The sequence below is a fragment of the Hyphobacterium sp. genome, assembly GCF_965217055.1.
In the GTDB taxonomy this organism is placed as follows: Bacteria; Pseudomonadota; Alphaproteobacteria; order Caulobacterales; family Maricaulaceae; genus Hyphobacterium.
On the sequence record NZ_OZ244227.1, the window covers coordinates 1,605,861 to 1,625,519 of the forward strand.

Sequence of the window (19,659 nt, forward strand, 5' to 3'; positions counted from 1 at the left end):
ACCATGAGGTGAGCAGGCAACAAAAAAGCCCGCCATCGCTGGCGGGCTTCTTCGAACTGAAAAGGCGCTGGAAAACCTAGTCAGTTTTCTTGGCGCGGCCGTTTTCCATGCCGCGTCCGGAGGTGCGCTCGGCGATCCGGGCAGATTTGCCGCGGCGGCCGCGCAGATAATACAGCTTGGCGCGGCGGACATTGCCGCGGCGCACGACTTCCACTTTCTCGACGTTCGGCGAGAACAGCGGGAAGACGCGTTCGACCCCTTCACCGAAGGAGATCTTGCGGACTGTGAAGCTTTCCTGCAGTCCGGCACCGGAGCGACCGAGGCAGACGCCTTCGAACACCTGGATCCGCTCGCGTTCGCCTTCCTTGATCCGGACGTGGACCTTGAGCGTATCGCCCTGGTCGAAATCCGGGTGAGACTTGTCGCCAAGGACACGGCTGGCTTCGGCTTTTTCAATCTTCTCGATGAGGTTCATCGGTCTTCTCCTTGCCGGCGGACGTGGCGCTCCCACAGATCCGGACGGCGTTCCTGCGTCGTCTTCTCCGCCATTTCCCGGCGCCACCGGGCTATCGCCCCATGATCGCCGGATAACAGCACTTCCGGGATCTCCTCACCCTCCCATTCACGCGGACGCGTGTAGTGAGGATATTCGAGGAGATCGCCCTCGAAACTTTCTTCCTCGGCCGAAGCCGGATCCCCCAGCACCCCGGGGATCAGGCGCACACACGCCTCGATGAGGCATATGGCGGCCGCTTCTCCGCCGGCAAGGACAGCGTCACCGACACTGACCTCCTCCAGCTTGCGCGCCTTGATGACCCGTTCGTCGAGCCCTTCAAAACGCCCACAGAACACGACAAGACCGGGCCCGGCAGCCCATTCCCTGACGCGGGATTGGGTGAGCGGACGGCCCCGGGGCGTCATGTAAATCAGCGGCCGTTCCTCTTCAGAAGAGGCGGTCACCGCATCAATTGCCGCCGCCGCCACATCCGGGCGCAAGACCATTCCGGCCCCGCCGCCAGCAGGCGTGTCGTCAACGGAGGCGTGCTTATGACGGGAAAATTTCCGGATGTCCACCGTTTCTAGCGCCCATAAACCCTTCTTTTGCGCAGTCCCGATCAGGGACACGCCCAAGGGCCCCGGAAAGGCGTCCGGGAAGAGGGTGAGCACGCTAGCGGCAAACATGGGAGGCGGCGTTTAGCAGGCGGGATGCGCCTTGGCGAGTCGGGGACCTATTTGCGGTCCTTTGAAGGTTCGTCGGGAGCCTCGTCGGCGACCGGCGGATCGATGGTGATGCGCCCGGCGGCGATATCGACCGCCGGTACGGCTTCACGCGTGAAGGGCAGGTAAAAGCGCCCGTCGGGACCGTCGATTTCCAGCAGGTCGCCGGCGCCGAAATTCTGGACCGCGGCGACACGGCCGGCGGCTTCACCGTCGGTCGAAAGGGCGGTCAGGCCGATCAGATCGGTGATGTAAAACTCGTCCGGATCGGGGTCGGGCAGGGCAGCGCGGGGGGCGAGCAATTCGCGCCCGCGCAAGGCCGCGACCTCCTCGCGGGTCAGTGTCTCGCGGAAAGTGACGACGAACTCGTCCTTCTGGCGCCGCCACTTGGCCGGTGTCAGGAAGGGTTTTCCGTCCTTGTCGAGGAAGGGACCGTAAGTGAAGCACGCCTCCGGCTCGGCCGTGAAGGGCTGGACTCGGGCCTCGCCCTTCACGCCGTGCGCGCCCTTGATGCGGGCAATGGTGATGAGTTTGTCTGTCATGAGGCGGAGACCCATCCCCTCCCCTCGATGGGGAGGGTCGACGATCCCTCAGGATCGGCGGGGTGGGGTGACCAGCAGACGGCCCCCACCCCTACCCCTCCCCACAAAGGGGGAGGGGAAAGCTTAGAGCGGGCGAGGGAGCCAGCCCTAGCCTTCTTTCTTTTCGTCTTCCGCAGCGTCTTCGGCCGAAGCCTCTTCGGCTGCCGCTTCTTCAGCCGGTGCCTCTTCAGCGGCTGCCTCTTCCGCCGGGGCTTCTTCTTCAGCCGGAGCTTCGGCAGCTGCCTTGGCTTCTTCTTCCGCCGCCTTCATCTCGGCTTCCTTCTCGGCCTTCTCGGCCAGGCGTTCCTGGGCCTTGGCACCCGGCTTGGCTTTTTGCGGGTTGTTGCCGTGTTCCCACTTGAAGGTCTCGCCATCAGCTTCGTGCAGGAAGCGTGCGACGCGGTCGGTCGGGCGGGCACCCTTGCCATACCATTCCTTGATCTTGTCGAGGTCGAGCTTCACGCGCTCGGCATCTTTCGGCAGCATCGGGTTGTAGGAGCCGACCTTCTCGATGAAACGGCCATCGCGCGGCATGCGTGAATCGGCGATGACGATGCGGTAGTAGGGGCGCTTTTTCGAGCCACCACGGGAGAGACGGATTTTCAGGGACATATTGGTTTTCCTTGGATGTTAGATGATTGCTGTTCTTGGGTTATTTCTTGCCAAAGCCGATCGGCAGGCCGTCCGGACCAAGCTGCGGCGCACCGCCGAGCCCGGGCAGACCGCCGGCTTCGTCCTTCTTGTCGCTACCGGGCAATCCGGGCAGGCCGCCTGACGTGGCCCCCTTCATGCGCTCGATCAGCGCCGGATCGGGACCGCCTGCGCCTCCAGGCGGCGTGAAGCCGGACATGATGCCCTTGGGGCCCTTCTTGCCGACCTTCTTCATCATGTCCGCCATCTGGCGGTGCATTTTCAGGAGCTTGTTGACCTCGGGCACGCCGACGCCGGCGCCAGCGGCAATCCGCTTGCGGCGCGAGGCCTTGATCAGTTCGGGCTTCTTGCGTTCCTGCCGGGTCATCGATGAGATGATGGCGACCTGTTTCTTCACCAGGCCGTCATCCATGCCGGCGGCCGCGGCCTGTGCCTGCATTTTCTTGTTCATGCCGGGCAGCAGACCCATGATGCCGCCGAGCCCGCCCATCTTCTGCAGCTGCTGCAACTGGTCGCGCAGATCGTCCATGTCGAACTTGCCCTTCGCCATCTTGCGGGCGAGGCGTTCGGCCTTTTCCTGGTCAACGTCCTCTGCGGCCTTCTCGACGAGCGCGACAATGTCGCCCCGGCCGAGGATGCGGCCGGCCATGCGCTTGGCATCGAAGGCGTCGAGCCCGTCGACTTTTTCCGACACGCCGACGAACTTGACCGGCAGGCCGGTGACATGGCGCATGGACAGTGCGGCGCCGCCGCGGCCATCGCCATCCATCCGGGTGAGGACAAGGCCGGTCAGCGGCAGGCGTTCATGGAAGCGGCGCGCGGTCTCGACGGCGTCCTGACCGGTGAGCGCATCGGCGACAAGCAGCGTCTCGCGCGGATTGGCCGCGTCCGAGATCGCTTTCGCCTCGGCCATCAAATCCTCGTCGATCGAGGTCCGGCCGGCGGTATCCAGGATGATGACGTCATAACCCTGCAGGCGGCCCGCCTGCAGCGCGCGCCTGGCAATGTCGACGGCGCCCTGGCCCTTGACGATGGGCAGGAAGCCGGCTTCGGCCTGCTCTGCCATCTGCTCGAGCTGTTCCATCGCTGCCGGGCGGCGCGTATCGAGCGAGGCGAGGAGGACCTTTTTCTTCTCGCGCGTCTGGATGCGGCGCGCCAGCTTGGCGGACGTGGTGGTTTTACCGGAGCCCTGCAGACCGGCCATGAGGATAACGATGGGCGGCTCGCCGGCCAGCGACAGGCCTTCGGGCTCGGCCTCGCCACCCAGCAATTCCACCAGCTCGTCATGGACGATCTTGATGACTTGCTGGCCGGGCGCGACGGCGCGGATGACATCCTCGCCGACAGCGCGCTCGCGGACCTTCTTCACGAAGTCCTTGACCACGGGCAGGGCAACGTCGGCCTCGAGCAGCGCGACGCGGATCTCGCGCAGCGCGGCATCGACGTCCTTCTCGCTAAGGGCGCCGCGTCCGGTGAGTGCGTCGAAAACCCCAGAAAGCCGTTCTGTCAGTGCGTCGAACATGTGTTCGCCGTCTCCAATTCTGCTCACACGCAGACATAGGCATTACCACCCCGGTGAGCGAGACTTCGCCGACCGCGGGACCTCGCCGGTGTCGTCGCACCGGTCAAGGCAAGCATCCCTGCTTGCGTGTGTGAGCGGCGGGAATTACGCGGCTCTCCGCGAAAAGTCAAGAAAGGTCAGGCGACCAGGCGGACCGGAATGAGATTGCGCAGCTCCCTGATCAGCCATCGGCAATATCCATGGAGGCCCCAGAGCGACAGAACGCCAAGAATGAACACGATCGGGGCGGCTGCGATCACATAAACGGGCTCCACACCATTCATCTGCACACCCGGCAAATGGACGCCGACGGCTTCGGTCATGCCGATCACCAGCATGGCCACGCCGGACAGTGTCAAGGCGAAGCCGAAAGAGGCGAGCGCAACGCCGATGGTCAGCGTGAGAATGCTGCCCACCGCCAGATAGCCGAAGACCCGCGCCGCCTGGGTGAACCAGCCGGCTGCCCGTTCGCCGCGCCCGGAGAGTTCCAGCTCGATTGCATAGGCCTTGGCCAGCGTGTGCGCCGGTCCCAGCGCGCGCAGGACGGCGTCAGCAGATTGGCCGGAAGCTACCGCCTCCTCGATATGCTCGCGGACATCGCCGGTCAGACCCTCTCGGTCATCATAATCAAACGCGCCCAACGCTTTGCGGAAATTTCCGAGATAGGCTTCGATCTTGGAACTGGTATCAGTCATGAGGGTCTCCATCTTCGAGGCAGGCTTCCACGGCCCGCGCAAGTTCGCGCCACTCGGATTTCAGCGTGGCAAGCCGGGCCATACCGGCTTCTGTAAGCCTGTAATACTGGCGGGGAGGACCGTTGGGAGAGGCCCGCTCGAAGGTCGTGACAACGCCATCCTTCTTCAGCCGCCGCAGGATCGGGTAGATCGTATTCTCCCCCGCCGCGAGCGTTCCCAGCCGGCTCAAGCGGACCACGATCTCGTAGCCATAGTCCGGCGCATCGCTCAGAAGCCGCAGAACGCACATCTCCAGAACGCCGCGGCGCCACTGGGCGCTGGTCTCGTTTTTGACGCCTTGCTTCACGGTCAGTCTCCGCTAATGTGTGACACACAATAGCGGTCTACAGTGCAAAACACAATAGCTGATCTGATTGCGGCACCCTGCCGCCTGTCCGCCTTGGTGGGTTCCGGATACGGTCGGGATCGGGAGGCACTTATGGGGCAGGAAATCGCCAGCCGCGAATATGTTGACGCGCAGGACTTCACAAAGCGCCTGCGTGCCGAGACGCGCCTGGTTACGGGCCTGTACAAGGACAAGCGGTTCGAAACCTTCGACACGCCCATGGGCGGCGCCGAGGTCGAGGCCTGGCTGGTCGACGACAACTGGCTGCCGGCGCCGGAGAATGACGCTTTCCTGAAAAAGCTCGACGAGCCGCTCGCCACGCACGAGCTGGCGCAGTTCAACTTCGAGCTCAATCTCGATCCGCACCCATTGCCCGGCGGCCTGCCCAAACTGAAGCAGCAGATCGAGGCGCTGTGGGCGAGATGCGCAGAGGCGGCCGATACGCTTGCGCTGAAGCCGTTGATGATCGGTATGCCGCCAACCCTGATCCAGGACATGCTGTCGCTGGACACGATGACGCCGTCGAACCGCTATCGCGCGCTCAACGAGCGGGTCATGGAGCTGCGCGGCAAGCCGACCAGGGTCGACATTTCCCGCCGCGAGGGGCTCGAACTGGCGCAGAGCCATCTGATGCTGGAAGCGGCGTGCACCTCGCTGCAAACCCATATGACCGTCAATCCGGGCGAGGAGGCCCGGATGTACAATGCCGCCCAGATCGCTGCCGCCCCGGTGGTCGCGGTTTCCGCCAACTCGCCCTTTCTCTACGGCCGGCGGCTGTGGGAAGAGACCCGCATTCCGGCCTTCGAGCAGGCGATCGGCATGGACAGTTTCCGGGGCCGTGACGGCACCCGCGTCGGCCGCGTCACTTTCGGAGCGAACTGGCTGCGCGAAAGCTTCCTCGAACTGTTCCTGGAAAATCTCGACGGGCATGAGGCGCTGCTGCCGATCATTGAAGAGGCCGAGCCGGAGCGGCTGCGTCATTTCAAGCTGCAGAACGGCACGCTGTGGCGCTGGAACCGGCCGATCCTCGGCGGTGACTGCCATGGCACGCCGCATCTGCGCATCGAGAACCGGGTCACGCCGGCCGGGCCGACGGCGGCCGACATGGTCGCCAATGCCGCTTTCTTCATCGGTCTGACGCGCTATCTGGCGGGCCTCGATACGCCGCCAGAGGCGGCGATGGATTTCGGTACGGCGCGCGACAATTTCTATGCCTGCGCCCGGCGCGGGCTGGGCGCGCGGATTTCGTGGGGCGATGACGCGCCGCAAGATGTCCAGCGGATGATCCATGACCGGCTGGCCGACCAGGCCTGCAGCGGGCTCGCGGCCGCCGGTGTGCCGGAGCGCGAAGCGGCAGCCGTGCTCGAGCCGATCCGCGGGCGCGCCATGTCCGGGCTCAACGGGGCGGCCTGGCAGCGCAACTGGATTAATTGCCACGGACGGGATTTCCAGGGCCTTGTCGCCGCCTATTATGAGCGCCAGCAGAAAGGGCGGCCTGTACACACATGGCGGATATAGAGCTTCGGCTTGACCGGCTGGACCACACTCCGGCCGCTATCGCGCGGACCGCGGCCAGGGACGTGCGCACAGTGTTCCCGGAAAGCACGCTGATCTCGCTCGAGGGGCGGCACCCGGACCCGCTCTTCCTGGCGGTGATGGAGCACGGCAATGAAACCGTCGGCTGGGAAGCGCTGAAGAAGCTGCAGGCCTGGATGGCGCATCATCCCCTGCCGCGCTCCATGCTGATCCTCATTGGCAATGTCCGGGCGGCGGAATTGCAGAGCCGAATGGTTCCGGGACGGCCGGACTACAACCGGATCTGGACCGGCGGCGAGACGCCCGAGCATGCGCTGGCGCAACAGGTGCTCGAGATTGCGCGGGCGGCGAAGCCCTTTGCCGCGATCGATCTACACAACAATACCGGCGCCAATCCGCTTTACGCACTGGTGCACAAGGAGCGGGCGCCGGATTTGCAGCTGACCAGCCTGTTTGCGGCGCATGCGATGTTGACGCGCAATCCGCCAGGGACGCTGTCGGAAGCGTTCTCGGACTTCTGTCCGGCGATCACTGCCGAATGTGGCCAATCCGGCGTCGCGGCCAATGAAACAGCGGCCTTCAACCTGGTGCTCGATGCATTGCATCTCGACCATTGGCGCGGGGCGGCCGATCTCGAACTCGACCTCTACACGGTCACGGGCCGGATCGAGATTTCGCCGGAAGCCAGGATCGTGTTCGAGCATGGCGCGGACGGCGATGTCGAACTGCCGGCCAGCCTCGAGAAATGGAATTTCTTCGACCGGCCGGCGGGCTCCACCTTCGCACGCGTTCTGAATGGCGGCGATGTCATCCGGGTCCGCGACGACCAGGGCCGGGATGTGACCACGGACGTATTTCGACGCGAGGGCGACCGGCTCTTGCTGACGCGGGACTTCACGCCCGCGATGCTGACCGTTAACGAGGCCGCGATCCGCGCGGATTGCCTCGGCTATCTGATGGAGAAGGCCTAGGCGCGCAGCCGGCGCGCCAGGCCCGGCATGGCGAAGACGAACCAGACCGCCGCCCAGATATTGCCGAGCACAGGAAGCGGCGCGATCCAGATCGCCGCGCGCCACCAGCGCCGTTCGAACAGGGCGATGACGACAGCGGTGAAGAAGAAGCCGAGATAGAGGTCGAGGAGCGTGACCTGGCCCCAGGGGTCGGAGACGAGCCAGCCGCCAGCCGCGCCGAAATCGCCCTGCGAGACGGCGATCCAGATCAGAGCGCCGAGGGCGAGGCCGCCGAGCGCGACAAGAAGTCGGAGAATGAGCATGGTGCATATCCTTTCAACAAGGATACGTGGTGACGGGGCGGGTTGGATCGAAATCGTCGCTTCACCGACGTCCAGGTACGACGCTATCGCCCGGACATCCGGTTGACATAGAGAGCCGCGATAAAAACGCCCTTCATGCGCGGCAGCCACAGCAGCACCGCGCCGATGATCAATGCTGCCAATGCCGGATAGGTGACCAGCGCCGGCCAACCCGACAGGGCGATCCAAAAGGCGAGCGGTGCCATCAACGGCCCCAGCGACAGCACGGTCAGCCAGGCCGGGCCGTCATCGGCGCGGATCGCCGTAAAATCAGCGCCGCAATTCGGGCATCGATCGACCGGTTTGAGATAGGCCCGGTAGAGCGGTGCCTGGCCGCAAGACGGACATCGCATTGAAAGGCCACGCCGGCAGGCCGTCATCAGGGTCAGTCGGCGACCATCCGGCATCGCGGTTTCAACGCTCCTTTGCGGCGGGCGAATACACGGCGGTTCTCACTGCAGGGCGGCGCCCGGGCGGCAGTCGGCCTAGTAAACCCGCGCTTTCGGCTCGATATAGGCGATATCGTTCGACATCGTGAAATTGTGTACGCCGCGATAGGAGAGGCGGACATTGCCCTGTTCGTCGCACCAGGCGAGCGTGTGTTTCATCCAGTTCTTGTCGTCGCGATCGGGGAAATCCTCGCGCGCATGGGCGCCGCGGCTTTCCTCGCGGGCGACCGCGCCGCCAACCGTGACGGCGGCCTGGGCCACAAGATTGTCGAGCTCCAGGGTCTCCATGAGGTCCGTGTTCCAGACCATGGACCGGTCCTCGACGCGGATGTCGGGCAGGCCGGCATAGACCTGCTTGATGCGCTCCACGCCTTCGCTCATCACCTCGCCGGTACGGAAAACGGCGCAGTTTTCCTGCATGGCGCGCTGCATCTGGTCGCGCAGCTGTGCGGTGCCGGTCTGACCCTTGGCGTTACGGAATTTGTCGAGTCGCGCCAGCGAATTGTCACCTGCATTGGCTGGCAGGTCCGGTTGGCCGGACGCCGCATCGACCACATCGCCGACGCGGAGGCCGGCTGCGCGGCCGAACACGACCAGGTCGATCAGCGAGTTGGAGCCCAGGCGGTTTGCGCCGTGCACCGAAACGCAGGCCGCTTCGCCGACGGCCATCAGGCCCGGCACGACGATTTCTTCGCCATCCGCATTCTGGGTCAGAACCTCGCCGTGATAATTGGTCGGGATGCCGCCCATATTGTAGTGCACGGTCGGCAGGACCGGGATCGGGTCCTTGGTGACATCGACACCGGCGAAGACGCGCGCGCTCTCGGAAATGCCGGGCAGGCGCTTGTGGATGATGTCCGGATCGAGATGGTCGAGGTGCAGGTAGATGTGGTCCTTGTTGGGGCCGACACCCCGGCCTTCGCGGATCTCGATCGTCATCGAGCGCGAGACGACATCGCGGCTGGCCAGATCCTTGGCGGACGGGGCGTAGCGTTCCATGAAGCGCTCGCCCTCGGAATTGGTGAGATAGCCGCCCTCTCCGCGTACGCCTTCGGTAATCAGCACGCCGGCGCCATAGATGCCGGTCGGGTGGAATTGCACGAATTCCATGTCCTGGAGCGGCAAGCCGGCGCGCAGCACCATGGCATTCCCGTCACCGGTACAGGTATGGGCCGAGGTGCATGAGAAATAGGCACGGCCATAGCCGCCGGTGGCCAGGATCACGCTCTTGGCGCGGAATCGGTGCAAGGTGCCGTCATCCAGCTTCCAGGCCGTGATGCCGCGGCAGACGCCGTCATCGTCCATAATCAGGTCGAGCGCGAAATACTCGATGAAAAACTCGGTCTCTTCCTTGACGCACTGGCCGTAGAGCGTGTGCAGGATGGCGTGACCGGTGCGGTCGGCAGCAGCGCAGGTCCGCTGCACCGAGCCCTCGCCGTAATTGCGGGTCATGCCGCCGAAGGCACGCTGGTAGATCTTGCCGTCCTCGGTTCGCGAGAAAGGCACGCCCCAGTGCTCGAGCTCGTAAACGGCTTCAGGCGCATTGCGGCAGAGATATTCGATGGCGTCCTGGTCACCGAGCCAGTCCGACCCCTTGACGGTGTCGTACATGTGCCAGCGCCAGTCATCCTCGCCCATATTGCCAAGCGATGCGGAAATTCCTCCCTGGGCTGCCACGGTGTGCGAGCGGGTCGGGAAGACTTTCGAGATGCAGGCGGTCTTCAGGCCGGATTGCGCGGCGCCGAGTGCGGCGCGCAGGCCGGAACCTCCGGCGCCCACGACAACGACGTCATAGGTGTGATCGATCCAGGTGTGTTCGGACATGTCTTGTTCGTCTTCCCGTTATCCCGTCACGGCAAGGCGGATCAGCGCATAGGCGCCGGCCAGCCAAAGGCCGTAAGTCATCAGCGTGTTGGCGACCAGGAGGAAAATCCGGGTGCCGGATGAGTGGATGTAGTCCTCGACCACGACCTGCAACCCCAGGCGCATGTGATAGAGTGTCGCTGTCATAGTGATCAGGGTGAGGATGGCGCCCCACGCCGACCCGAAAAAGGCGCGCGAGGCGGCCGGATCCGGCGCTCCGGAGAAGGCAAGCGCAATCACGAAGACCGGCATCGAGATCGCCAGAGCGATGGCGCTGACCCGCTGGCCGACAAAATGATGTACGCCGGACTTGGCCGAGCCGAGCTTGTTGATGCGCTTGGCGGGGGTCAGGAAACTCATGATGCACCTCCGGTCAAGGCGAAGAACCAGATGATGGCCGGCGGGACGAAGGACCCGCCGATAATGAGGGTCGAGCGCAGATTCGAACCTTGCGGATCGAACCCCCTGCCGGCGTCCCAGGCGAGGTGGCGTAATCCGTTGAACAAATGGTAGGTGACCGACCAGGTCAGGACGATCAGGCCGATCGTCGTCAGCCAGGACAATGCGCCCGTCGTCAGGATCGCTACGGCGCCCTCGCTGTCGGTCGCCAGCAATACAAGCCACACTGTCAGCGCGACCGCGCCGATATAATTGATGATGCCCGAAGTCCTGTGGAGGATGGACGACAGCATGGTCGCGTGCCAGCGCCACACCTGCAGGTGTGGCGATAGCGGCCGCGTATCGGTGGTTCCGCTGGCCATTTGATTTTCCCTGATCAGACAAATCCCGTTAGGGCCACGACAATAAGCTGCGCCGGTCTCAAATCAATGCGCGGCTGCGGTGCAATACCTGCGGCGTGGCCAATGGCCGGCAATTGCCAGACCGGATCGGGCGATAGATGTTTTCCAGCCTTCTGTTTACCTTTCGGGCGATTTTCGTAGTCTGATTGCGAAGTGCGCGGCCGAGGGGGCGCCAGAATGCCGGACATAGACCGCTTTCGCGAACCGCCGGGGCGCCGTATCGCCAAAACCATAAGGCTGGTCGTCCATCATCGCGGCCCGGATGCCGAGGCCGACCTGTTGCAGGCGTTCGGCGAAGCGCGGCTCAAGGCGATTTATGCCGGTGACGAGCCGCGGTTCAGTGAACTCGAGGAAATCGCGTCCATCCTGTCGGTTCCGATGTCGACCTTCCAGATATCCTGCCGCGGCGATTTTCCGGAACTGGAAATTGCCTGGATGGAAATCCTCTATCATGCCTACAGCCTCAATCGCCGCGAACGCGAAAAGCTGGCGTCCGACATGACCGCACTTGTTCCGGACCTCGCGCGATACGGAAACGTGCTCGATCTGACGCGCCGGCAGAAAGACCGGCATTCGCGGCCATAAGCGGACGAGGCCGGTTATGCCCCATGCGTAGAAGGTGTGGTATATACACGCTCCAATAGAATCCGCGGAGGCCCGGCGCATGACGGCCACGTCTGTCCTTGTTTTGCATGCCCCTGATGATGCAAAGGATGCCTACCGCATGGTGGCGGCCCTTTCGGCGACGGCCCCCATCGGGCGCGACGTTGATGTCCGCCCTGCCGCCGCTCTCGACAGCGAGGCGTCACCGGACACTCGTGGCGCCACCCATATCGTCCTGATTGCTTCGGAGGCTGCTATTGCTTCGCTTGCGGTCAGCCAGTTCCTGCATGCCTTTCTCGAGACCAGCGACCGTGCGCACGTCTTCCCTGTAGTATCCTCTGCGGCAGGACAAGACGCACACGCCAATGCCTTCATCAGTCCGCTCTTGCAGTACAAACGCGCGTCGGACGACTCTCTCCTGGAGAGCGTCACGTCACCGGTCCGGATCGCCGGCGACCTGCGCACCGAAACGGCCAGCGCGATCGCCGGCAGGCTGGCCCCGGAATTCGCTGACCCTCAACGGCCCCGCTTCGGGCTCGCAGCGGCGCGGCGGATTGCTGCCCGTCCTGGAACCGGCTGGGGTGTCGCGGCGAGCCTCGTCGTGATTTCGGGCCTGTTCGGTATTGCTGCGCTGGACCGCGGACAACGCCTTCAGGAGGCGGATCTCGCGGCGCACCAGGCGCGTGTTGAAACCACGCGCCTGCTGGCTGAACTCGAGGACACGCTTTCGCCGGATGCGCGCCGGGAAGTGTTCAACCGGGTCGGCGATGCCGTCATTTCACTTGCCGATGCCGGCGCATCCCAAGCCTCCGATGCGGATATCTCTAGCTTTGCGCGAATGCTGCATGTCGTGGGCGATGCACGGCGGCGCAGCAATGACGTTGAGGGTGCCCTCGTCGCGTTCAACGCGGCCGCGCGCATGACCGGGCAATTGCTGGCTGCCCGGCCGGAGGACCCACAGCGCGTGTTCGATCACGCGCAGTCGGTTTTCTGGATCGGTGATCTCGGATTCGTCTCCGGCCGCTACGATATCGCCGCTGAGCAGTATGCCGCGTATGAACGTCTGGCCGCGCAATTGATCGAGATCGACCCGGACAATCCGGTCTATCGCGGCGAATGGGCATATGCACAGATCAATTCCGGCATCATCGACCTCGAATTCGACAATTGGGACGCGGCGCTCGTGCGTTTCGACCGCGCCGCGGAATTGTTCGAGGATGGCCTGATCGAGCTCGGTGTCGTCGCTGATGACGATCTTGCCAATGCACATGGCTGGGCCGCGTCACCATTGCGCGCGCTGGGCAGGTTGTCGGAAGCCACCGAACGGCGCGCCCGCGAGGTCGCGGTTCTGGAACAGAGCCTGGCCGGAAATTCCGATAGCCGCTCACTGCGTGACCGGCTGGTGGGTGCACGCACTGCGCTGGCCATTCTTCACATGGATCTCGGCGACCTCGATGCCGCGGAGACCGAAATCGAGCGCGCCGGTGATCTTGCCCGCGAACTCGTCGCCGCCTGGCCAGACAACCGTTCGATCCTGCGTCACCATCTGACGCTGGAACGCCAGCGCGCACGCCTGGCCCTGTGGCGCGGAGATCTGCGGACGGCGCAATTGATCAATACCCAGGCGCGGCGCGATTTCGCTTCGTCGACGAGCGCCGAAATTGACGATCACCGCTATGTCGATGCCGCCTATTTCGACTTGCTGGCAGCGGACGTCGCGATGGCGGCCGGTGCCCATGATGCGGCATTGTCAGCGGCCGCTTCGGCGCTGGTCAATTTCGAACGCGATATCAGTTCGACGGGATCCCGGCTCCGGCACTTTGCGGCGGCGTCATTGCTGGTCCAGGGGCAGGCGTTCGATGCGCTCGGGCGGCGCGGCGATGCCGAGCGGGCGTGGCGGGCCGGGCTAGCGCATGTCGAGGCAATGCCGGAACCGCGTGATCTGCGGGCCGAGGACTACCGCTCGCGTCTGTTGTGGTGGCTGGGGCGCCGCGAAGAAGCAGAAGCCCTGTACAGCGTGATCGCCGCGAGCGAGTACCACCGACCGGATTTCGAGGCCTTCTGGGCCGCGCCACCGGTCGCGATCGAAACCGTCAGCGCAACAGGAGATGAGGCCGAAGATGGATAATCAAGCAGGAGCGTTCTTCAGAAGCCTCGGGTTTTCCGGGCGCGACCTGAAACATGTGGCCGTCAATGTCTATCCTTATGCCTACGAGCAGGGCGGGAAGCTGGTGGAGGGCTGGAAAGCCTATGCCGGCACGCAGCATGGCGATATCCGGTCGGGGCTGCCGACGGACTATATCTTCGCGGTAACCGGAAAAGACTGGGCGTTTGCGGAATTCGAACTCGCCGGAAAATCCTGGAAAGGCCTCGCGCTTTATCCGGATGACGGCGATGCAACGGTCGAATTCGGTGATACGGATCGTCGCAGTGTGATCCTGAGAAACAGCTGCGATTGCCTGTACATGCACCGCTACCAGCTGGTCCTGAAGCACCGCCAGACAGGCGAGTACGCGATCTGCGATCCGGGCTCAACCAATGAGGACGGCAAGGGGCCTGACTAGCATCTGGCGATCCCGGCGAGCGGGCATTGGTGCTTTCTGCGCGTTTTAGTGTACGCTGTGGCCAGTTAAAGCTGTGCGGCGACGCCAATTGCAGGAGCACTGCCATGATCGACCATTCTCCTCGAAGCGCCACAAGCGTGGATATGCATGTGGGCTCACGCATCCGCTTGCGGCGGCAATTGCTGAAGATGAGCCAGGAAGCACTCGGCAACGAGCTCGGCGTGACGTTCCAGCAGGTCCAGAAATACGAGCGGGGCGCGAATCGGGTCGGTGCAAGCCGGCTGTTCTCGCTTTCACGCGTTCTCGATGTGCCGGTGTCCTATTTCTTTGAAGGGCTGGACGCCGAACCCTCGCGTCAGTCGGACGGAAAGGATGATCGATCTGTCATCCAGGACCTGATCCAGAGCCATGACGGCGTTGCGCTGGCCCAGGCCTTCTCGCAGATCGAGACGCCCAAGGTCCGCCGCCGCGTCATTGAGCTCGTCCGGTCTCTATCGAGCGAAGAAGACTAGCGATTATTCCATTCGCAGCTGTTCCGGCAGTCTTTCCTCGATGACATTTCCGTCCTCGACGTAGACAAGGCCGCCCTTCATCACGAAATCGACGTCCTGCAGGAGGGACGGATAGGTCAGGAGATCGCCGTCGACGGCAATGATATCGGCATACTGCCCCTCCTGAATGCGTCCCCACTGATCCTGCACGCCCATCAATACAGACGGCCAGTAGGTGGCCGAGCGGATGACGTCCATCACCGGCACGTTCAGCTCGCGGGTCCAGACGTCGATCTCGTTCCAGGTCGACTGGCAGTGAAATTTTGTCGGAATGCCGCTGTCCGTGCCGATCAGCATGACCACACCGGCTTCGCGCAATTGCTCGAACTTGCGGCGCAAGGTCGGGCGGCGCAGCGGGGTGAGCTGCATGTATTCGAGCTGGTCGACATGTTCGAGCGATGCGGCGATGTCGGCGATCGTGTCGTCCTGCAAGCCGCGATGCCAGCAGGTGTTGTCGAGGCGCTCGGGATTGTCACGCGTGCGCTCGTAATTCCACAAACCCTCGATCGTCGGCGTCCAGTAGAGCGGGCCGCCACGCACGCGGCCCTGCGAGGTGCGGCGGCGCAGGGCCTCGATGACTTCAGGCGGATATTCCGGTGCGGTGGTGAGGCCGGTGTGTTCGAAATTGTCGACGCCGACTTCGAGGCCGACGAGGATTTCATCGGCCCGGTGGGAGTGGCCGACGACACGCAAGCCATGGGAATGGGCTTCGTCCACCAGCGCGCGCACTTCTTCCAGCTCCATCTCGTCCTGGTCGACCAGCTTGATGACATCGACGCCGGCCTCTGCCAGTTCGCGAACCCGGGCGCGTGCGTCCCGCACAGAGGCAACGCCCCAGCGATAGGCTTCCGTGCCCGGATAGGGCTCATTCTGCAGGAAGGGTCCGGAAACGAAGAGGCGCGGGCCGGGCAGTTCGCCGGAATTGATGCGGTCGCGGATGGACAGGCTCTCGGCCAGAGGTGCGCCGAGATCGCGTGCCGTGGTGACCCCTGCCAGCAGGAGCTGCACGGCCGATGCCGGCATGATCTCGTCCTCGAACCGGTCGCGATAGGCCGGGTGCCAGTGGGCATAATCGGCGTGGCCGGTGAGCATGAGGTGGGCGTGCATTTCCCACAGGCCCGGCAGGACGGTCATGCCCTCGGTGGACACGATCTCATAGCCGTCCGGCACCGCCAGCGAATCCTGATTGCCGACGGCGGTGATGCGCTCGCCCTCGACCAGGATGACGGAATTGCGCACGGGCGGCCCGCCATTGCCGTCAATGAGTGTACCGCCCACCAGGGCCTGGCGATCCTGCGAATCGGCGGTCGCGGCAAATGCAAGGCTGGTGGCAAGCACAAGCAAACGAATGATCATGGCGCAATCCCTCTAAAAGCGTTGCGCGGACGATAGGGCGAGCGGCAAGGTGGCGTCAAAGGCCAACTTGCGCGACTGATCCGAAGGCCGGATTCGCCAGAATCAATCCGCGCGTTCATGTTGCGCGTAAGAGAAGACAGAAACCTGCAAGGAGCCAGCCGATGTCCATTTCCAAACCCGCCGCTGTTGTGACTGGCGCGTCGACCGGGATCGGTCTTGCGTCCACCAAAGTGTTGATCGAGAAAGGCTGGCATGTATTTGCCGGCGTGCGGAAAGGGGCCGACGCCGACCGGCTGCGCCAGGATTTTGGCGAAGACATCACGCCGCTGACCATGGAAGTGACCGACACCGCGTCCATGCAGGCGGCTGGCGAGCAGGTGCGCGCGGCGCTGGGCGGGAAGACACTGCGCGGCCTCGTGTGCAATGCCGGCGTGGCCGTCTCCGGCCCGCTATTGCACATCGACATTGCCGAGGTCGAACGGCAGCTTGACATCAATGTGCTCGGTGTACTGCGGACCGTGCAGGCGTTCGGCCCGCTTCTGGGTGCGGACCGAGGCCTGAGCGGCGAGCCTGGCCGCGTGGTGATGATCTCGTCCGTTGCCGGGGTGATGGGCATGCCCTTTGTCGGCCCCTATGCCGCGTCCAAGCATGCGGTGGAAGGCCTGTCGAAATCGCTGCGCAAGGAGCTGAATCTCTACGGGATCGGCGTTCATGTCATCGGGCCGGGCGCCGTGGCGACACCGATCTGGGAAAAGGCGGATGACAATTCCGAGATCGAGAACTATCGCGGCTCAGACTATGAAAAATCTATGCAGCGGGTGCTGAACTGGATGATGGATCGCGGTCCCAAGGGGCTGCCGCCGGAACAAATCGGCCGCCGTGTGCATCACTGCCTGACGGCGGACAACCCGAAATACCGCTATGCCGAGGTCCCGGAGCGCTTCACAAACTGGACGCTGCCGCGGCTGCTGCCCGAAAAAATGGTGGATCAGCAGATCGCCAAGCGGCTCGCGCTGCGGCCGGAAGACCTGCAGCGCGACTAAGGGCTGACAAGTGAAAATTTGGCTCTAGGCTCGCCCGAAACCGATACGGGGAGAGTTTCATGCTGCGCGCACTTCTGGTTTGCGGACTGATCCTGACAGCACCGGCGCTGGCCGACGATGCCGAGGATTTCGAGGCGCTGATCGCCGATTTCGAAGCCCATGAGAATCGCGACGATCCGGAGGAGAATCCGGACGCTGCGGGCCGCTGGACGGATCTGTCTCCGGAGGCGCTGAGCGCGGCGCGTGAGGCCGAGGCGGATTTCCTCGCGCGGCTGGAAGCCATCGATGCTGACGCGCTGCCGGACAGCCAGGCGGTCAATTATGCGACGATGGACTATGTGCTCCGCTTCCGCGTCGAACTCGCGCAGTACGACATGCAGCGCGCCCCGTTTTCCAATGATAGCGGCTTCTTTTCAGTGCCGCTCTACACGGCCTCGTCGACACGGCCACGCGATGTCGAAGCCGCCGAGAACTGGATATCGCAACTCGAAGACCTGCCCCGCTATCTCGACGAGAATATCTACTGGATGCGTCAGGGCATCGAAGCCGGTTACACCCAGCCCTCCAACATTATTGGCGGCGTGCGCGACCAGATCGCGGCGATTGCCGCGATGAGCGTCGAGGACACCGGAATGGTGGCGCCGATCGACGCTTTGCCGTCGACGGTGTCCGAGGCCGAACGCGCCCGGCTCCGGGCCGAAGCCGTTGCGGCTGTCGAGACCCATGTGCTGCCGGCCTATGCCGATCTGCTGACTTTCATGGACGAGGAATACGTGCCGGCGGCGCGTGAAGATCTCGGCATTTCGTCAGTGCCGAACGGTCGCGAACAGTACCAGGCCCTGGTGCGCTTCCACACAACGCTCGATACGTCGCCGGAAGAGGTCCACCAGCGCGGGCTGGCCGAAGTTGCGCGTATCCGCGGCGAGATGGAATCGATCATCGAAGAGGTCGAGTTCGAGGGCAGCTTCGCCGACTTCCTGCACTTCATGCGCACAGACCCGCAATTCTACGCCGAGACGGAAGAAGAATTGCTGATGTATGCCGCCTATCTGGCAAAGCGCGCTGATGATGCCATGCCGCGTTTCTTCGGCCGGTTGCCGCGCCTGTCCTATGGCGTGAGGCCGGTGCCGGAATCGATTGCACCGACCTATACGACGGGCCGCTACTGGCCGGGTTCGCTGGAGAACGGCGTGGCCGGCGGCTACATGGTCAACACCTATAATCTGCCACAGCGGCCGCTCTACAATCTGCCGGCACTGACCGTGCACGAGGCCGTCCCGGGGCATCACCACCAGATTGCGCTGGCGCAGGAGCTGGAGGACGTGCCCGACTTCCGCCGCAACACCTACATTACCGCATTCGGCGAGGGCTGGGGGCTTTATACCGAATTCCTGGCCGAAGAGATGGGCATGTATGAAACGCCCTATGACCGTTTCGGCCGGCTGACCTACGAGATGTGGCGGGCGTGCCGGCTCGTGGTCGATACCGGCATCCATTACATGGGTTGGACGCGTGACCAGGCCGAAGCCTGCTTCCTCGAGAACTCGGCGCTGGCGCCGCACAATATCCGCACCGAGGTGTCGCGATATATTTCCTGGCCCGGCCAGGCGCTGGCGTACAAGACCGGCGAATTGCTGATTCGCGACCTGCGATCACGTGCCGAGGAACGCCTTGGCGAGCGCTTCGACATCCGCGATTTCCACGATGAGATATTGTCGGAAGGCGCAGTGCCGCTCGGCTATCTCGAAGCGCGCACCGAGGCCTGGATCGAAGAGACGCTGATGGAAGCGGAAACCGAAGAAGACAGCGCTGCGGTCGACTAGCCGCCCGTCCGGCGGGCCTCGTTGATGTGGCCGCGGATCAAGAGCACGGCGACGGTTTCGTCATCGGTCCGCGCCAGGTCGAGGGCGCGCTCCATGTCGCGCTCGGCGGCCGCAAGATCGCCGAGCTCGAGCCGGGCCTCGGCCCGTGTCCGCCAGCCCTCGTAATTCTGCGGTTCATGCGCGATAGCCTGTGCGGCATCGGCCTCGACCGCTGCCCATTCGCCCAGTTCTGCGGCGGCGCGCGCGCGGCCAAGCCAGAGCGGAGCGGATTGCGGCGATAGCTCGACGCCGCGCGAATAGGCGCGGCGGGCTTCGCCCGGATATCCGGCCACCATCCAGGCTTCCCCGGCTTCAGCAAGAAACACGACTTTCATCGCGGTCGGACCACCGTCAGGCGCTTCTGCCAAAGCCTGAAGGCGGAAAGCGCCTTCCTCTTCCTCGCCGAGCGCAATCAGGGCGCGGGCAACGCAATGCCGCGCAGGCCATCCGCCGCCGTCGAAACGCCAGGCCAGGCCATCTTCGTAGGCCGTTTCGGGATCGACCTCGATCCGCTGCAGACAGGATTCATACCGCTCGCTATCGCGCAGCTGCGCATGTCCGGAGGCGGCAAACGCCAGAATGGCCGCACCGGCCAGGAAACAACGCTTCATGTATTGAGCTCCCACTCG

23 protein-coding genes are annotated in these 19,659 nt (G+C 63.9%); 8 read left to right on the forward strand and 15 right to left on the reverse strand.

Going from position 1 to position 19,659, the window contains the following annotated elements:
• Positions 1 to 76: 76 nt before the first annotated feature.
• The 7 genes from rplS to ACOOFN_RS08135 all read right to left on the reverse strand — a co-directional run bounded on the left by rplS (position 77) and on the right by ACOOFN_RS08135 (position 5,052).
• Entirely contained in the window at positions 77 to 475 is a 399-nt protein-coding gene (gene rplS, locus ACOOFN_RS08105) for a 50S ribosomal protein L19 (RefSeq protein WP_420430582.1), read from the reverse strand.
• Positions 472 to 1,182 carry a tRNA (guanosine(37)-N1)-methyltransferase TrmD gene (trmD, locus tag ACOOFN_RS08110; protein ID WP_420430584.1) on the reverse strand — a complete coding sequence of 237 codons (711 nt, stop codon included), beginning with the start codon at positions 1,180 to 1,182 and terminating at the stop codon, positions 472 to 474. Before trmD ends, rplS begins: the two co-directional genes overlap by 4 nt.
• A gap of 47 nt (positions 1,183 to 1,229) precedes the next feature.
• Positions 1,230 to 1,760 (reverse strand): ribosome maturation factor RimM, encoded by a 531-nt coding sequence (gene rimM, locus ACOOFN_RS08115; RefSeq protein WP_420430586.1) that lies wholly within the window; start codon positions 1,758 to 1,760, stop codon positions 1,230 to 1,232.
• 147 nt (positions 1,761 to 1,907) lie between these two features.
• The gene (rpsP, locus tag ACOOFN_RS08120) at positions 1,908 to 2,411 is read right to left on the reverse strand and encodes a 30S ribosomal protein S16 (protein WP_420430588.1); all 504 of its coding nucleotides are present in this window, start codon (positions 2,409 to 2,411) and stop codon (positions 1,908 to 1,910) included.
• A gap of 40 nt (positions 2,412 to 2,451) precedes the next feature.
• Positions 2,452 to 3,972 (reverse strand): signal recognition particle protein, encoded by a 1,521-nt coding sequence (gene ffh / locus ACOOFN_RS08125; protein ID WP_420430590.1) that lies wholly within the window; start codon positions 3,970 to 3,972, stop codon positions 2,452 to 2,454.
• 176 nt (positions 3,973 to 4,148) lie between these two features.
• Positions 4,149 to 4,706 carry an HAAS signaling domain-containing protein gene (locus ACOOFN_RS08130; RefSeq protein WP_420430592.1) on the reverse strand — a complete coding sequence of 186 codons (558 nt, stop codon included), beginning with the start codon at positions 4,704 to 4,706 and terminating at the stop codon, positions 4,149 to 4,151.
• A complete protein-coding gene (locus tag ACOOFN_RS08135) occupies positions 4,699 to 5,052 on the reverse strand; it encodes a PadR family transcriptional regulator (protein ID WP_420430594.1) in 354 nt (117 codons plus the stop codon). Before ACOOFN_RS08135 ends, ACOOFN_RS08130 begins: the two co-directional genes overlap by 8 nt.
• 132 nt (positions 5,053 to 5,184) lie before the next feature.
• Between ACOOFN_RS08135 and ACOOFN_RS08140 the strand changes: the two genes are divergently transcribed.
• Together ACOOFN_RS08140 and ACOOFN_RS08145 are read left to right on the forward strand one after the other, a co-directional pair.
• Positions 5,185 to 6,609 (forward strand): glutamate--cysteine ligase, encoded by a 1,425-nt coding sequence (locus tag ACOOFN_RS08140; RefSeq protein ID WP_420430596.1) that lies wholly within the window; start codon positions 5,185 to 5,187, stop codon positions 6,607 to 6,609.
• Positions 6,597 to 7,598, forward strand: coding sequence for a peptidase M14 (locus tag ACOOFN_RS08145; RefSeq protein WP_420430598.1), 1,002 nt, complete (start codon positions 6,597 to 6,599; stop codon positions 7,596 to 7,598). Before ACOOFN_RS08140 ends, ACOOFN_RS08145 begins: the two co-directional genes overlap by 13 nt.
• On the opposite strand, the gene ACOOFN_RS08150 is transcribed toward ACOOFN_RS08145, so the two are convergent.
• From ACOOFN_RS08150 to ACOOFN_RS08175, 6 genes are all read right to left on the reverse strand, one after another.
• Entirely contained in the window at positions 7,595 to 7,900 is a 306-nt protein-coding gene (locus tag ACOOFN_RS08150; RefSeq protein ID WP_420430600.1) for a hypothetical protein, read from the reverse strand. The two genes, ACOOFN_RS08145 and ACOOFN_RS08150, sit on opposite strands and share 4 nt — an antisense overlap.
• A gap of 83 nt (positions 7,901 to 7,983) precedes the next feature.
• Complete coding sequence (locus ACOOFN_RS08155; protein ID WP_420430602.1) at positions 7,984 to 8,346, reverse strand: DUF983 domain-containing protein; 363 nt, start codon at positions 8,344 to 8,346, stop codon at positions 7,984 to 7,986.
• A gap of 78 nt (positions 8,347 to 8,424) precedes the next feature.
• Positions 8,425 to 10,212 (reverse strand): succinate dehydrogenase flavoprotein subunit, encoded by a 1,788-nt coding sequence (gene sdhA / locus ACOOFN_RS08160; protein ID WP_420430604.1) that lies wholly within the window; start codon positions 10,210 to 10,212, stop codon positions 8,425 to 8,427.
• Between the two features lie 18 nt (positions 10,213 to 10,230).
• Positions 10,231 to 10,611 carry a succinate dehydrogenase, hydrophobic membrane anchor protein gene (sdhD, locus tag ACOOFN_RS08165; RefSeq protein WP_420430606.1) on the reverse strand — a complete coding sequence of 127 codons (381 nt, stop codon included), beginning with the start codon at positions 10,609 to 10,611 and terminating at the stop codon, positions 10,231 to 10,233.
• A complete protein-coding gene (gene sdhC, locus ACOOFN_RS08170) occupies positions 10,608 to 11,012 on the reverse strand; it encodes a succinate dehydrogenase, cytochrome b556 subunit (RefSeq protein WP_420430608.1) in 405 nt (134 codons plus the stop codon). Before sdhC ends, sdhD begins: the two co-directional genes overlap by 4 nt.
• Before the next feature lie 14 nt (positions 11,013 to 11,026).
• On the reverse strand, positions 11,027 to 11,239 hold the full coding sequence (locus tag ACOOFN_RS08175; protein ID WP_420430610.1) for a hypothetical protein: 213 nt from the start codon (positions 11,237 to 11,239) through the stop codon (positions 11,027 to 11,029).
• Between ACOOFN_RS08175 and ACOOFN_RS08180 the strand changes: the two genes are divergently transcribed.
• From ACOOFN_RS08180 to ACOOFN_RS08195, 4 genes are all read left to right on the forward strand, one after another.
• Complete coding sequence (locus ACOOFN_RS08180; protein ID WP_420430612.1) at positions 11,229 to 11,636, forward strand: hypothetical protein; 408 nt, start codon at positions 11,229 to 11,231, stop codon at positions 11,634 to 11,636. The two genes, ACOOFN_RS08175 and ACOOFN_RS08180, sit on opposite strands and share 11 nt — an antisense overlap.
• 79 nt (positions 11,637 to 11,715) lie before the next feature.
• Complete coding sequence (locus tag ACOOFN_RS08185) at positions 11,716 to 13,782, forward strand: hypothetical protein (protein WP_420430614.1); 2,067 nt, start codon at positions 11,716 to 11,718, stop codon at positions 13,780 to 13,782.
• Positions 13,775 to 14,218 carry a hypothetical protein gene (locus tag ACOOFN_RS08190; protein ID WP_420430616.1) on the forward strand — a complete coding sequence of 148 codons (444 nt, stop codon included), beginning with the start codon at positions 13,775 to 13,777 and terminating at the stop codon, positions 14,216 to 14,218. The genes ACOOFN_RS08185 and ACOOFN_RS08190 overlap by 8 nt, the downstream gene beginning before the upstream one ends.
• A gap of 104 nt (positions 14,219 to 14,322) precedes the next feature.
• Positions 14,323 to 14,730 (forward strand): helix-turn-helix domain-containing protein, encoded by a 408-nt coding sequence (locus ACOOFN_RS08195; protein WP_420430618.1) that lies wholly within the window; start codon positions 14,323 to 14,325, stop codon positions 14,728 to 14,730.
• A gap of 3 nt (positions 14,731 to 14,733) precedes the next feature.
• Here ACOOFN_RS08195 and ACOOFN_RS08200 read toward each other — a convergent pair whose 3' ends face one another.
• Entirely contained in the window at positions 14,734 to 16,125 is a 1,392-nt protein-coding gene (locus ACOOFN_RS08200; RefSeq protein WP_420430620.1) for an amidohydrolase family protein, read from the reverse strand.
• Between the two features lie 161 nt (positions 16,126 to 16,286).
• Between ACOOFN_RS08200 and ACOOFN_RS08205 the strand changes: the two genes are divergently transcribed.
• Both ACOOFN_RS08205 and ACOOFN_RS08210 read left to right on the forward strand, forming a co-directional pair.
• Positions 16,287 to 17,168, forward strand: a complete 882-nt coding sequence (locus ACOOFN_RS08205) for an SDR family NAD(P)-dependent oxidoreductase (RefSeq protein WP_420430622.1) — start codon at positions 16,287 to 16,289, stop codon at positions 17,166 to 17,168.
• A 59-nt stretch (positions 17,169 to 17,227) separates the two neighbouring features.
• A complete protein-coding gene (locus ACOOFN_RS08210) occupies positions 17,228 to 18,991 on the forward strand; it encodes a DUF885 domain-containing protein (RefSeq protein ID WP_420430624.1) in 1,764 nt (587 codons plus the stop codon).
• Here ACOOFN_RS08210 and ACOOFN_RS08215 read toward each other — a convergent pair.
• Positions 18,988 to 19,641 (reverse strand): hypothetical protein, encoded by a 654-nt coding sequence (locus ACOOFN_RS08215; RefSeq protein ID WP_420430626.1) that lies wholly within the window; start codon positions 19,639 to 19,641, stop codon positions 18,988 to 18,990. The two genes, ACOOFN_RS08210 and ACOOFN_RS08215, sit on opposite strands and share 4 nt — an antisense overlap.
• Positions 19,642 to 19,659: the final 18 nt, after the last annotated feature.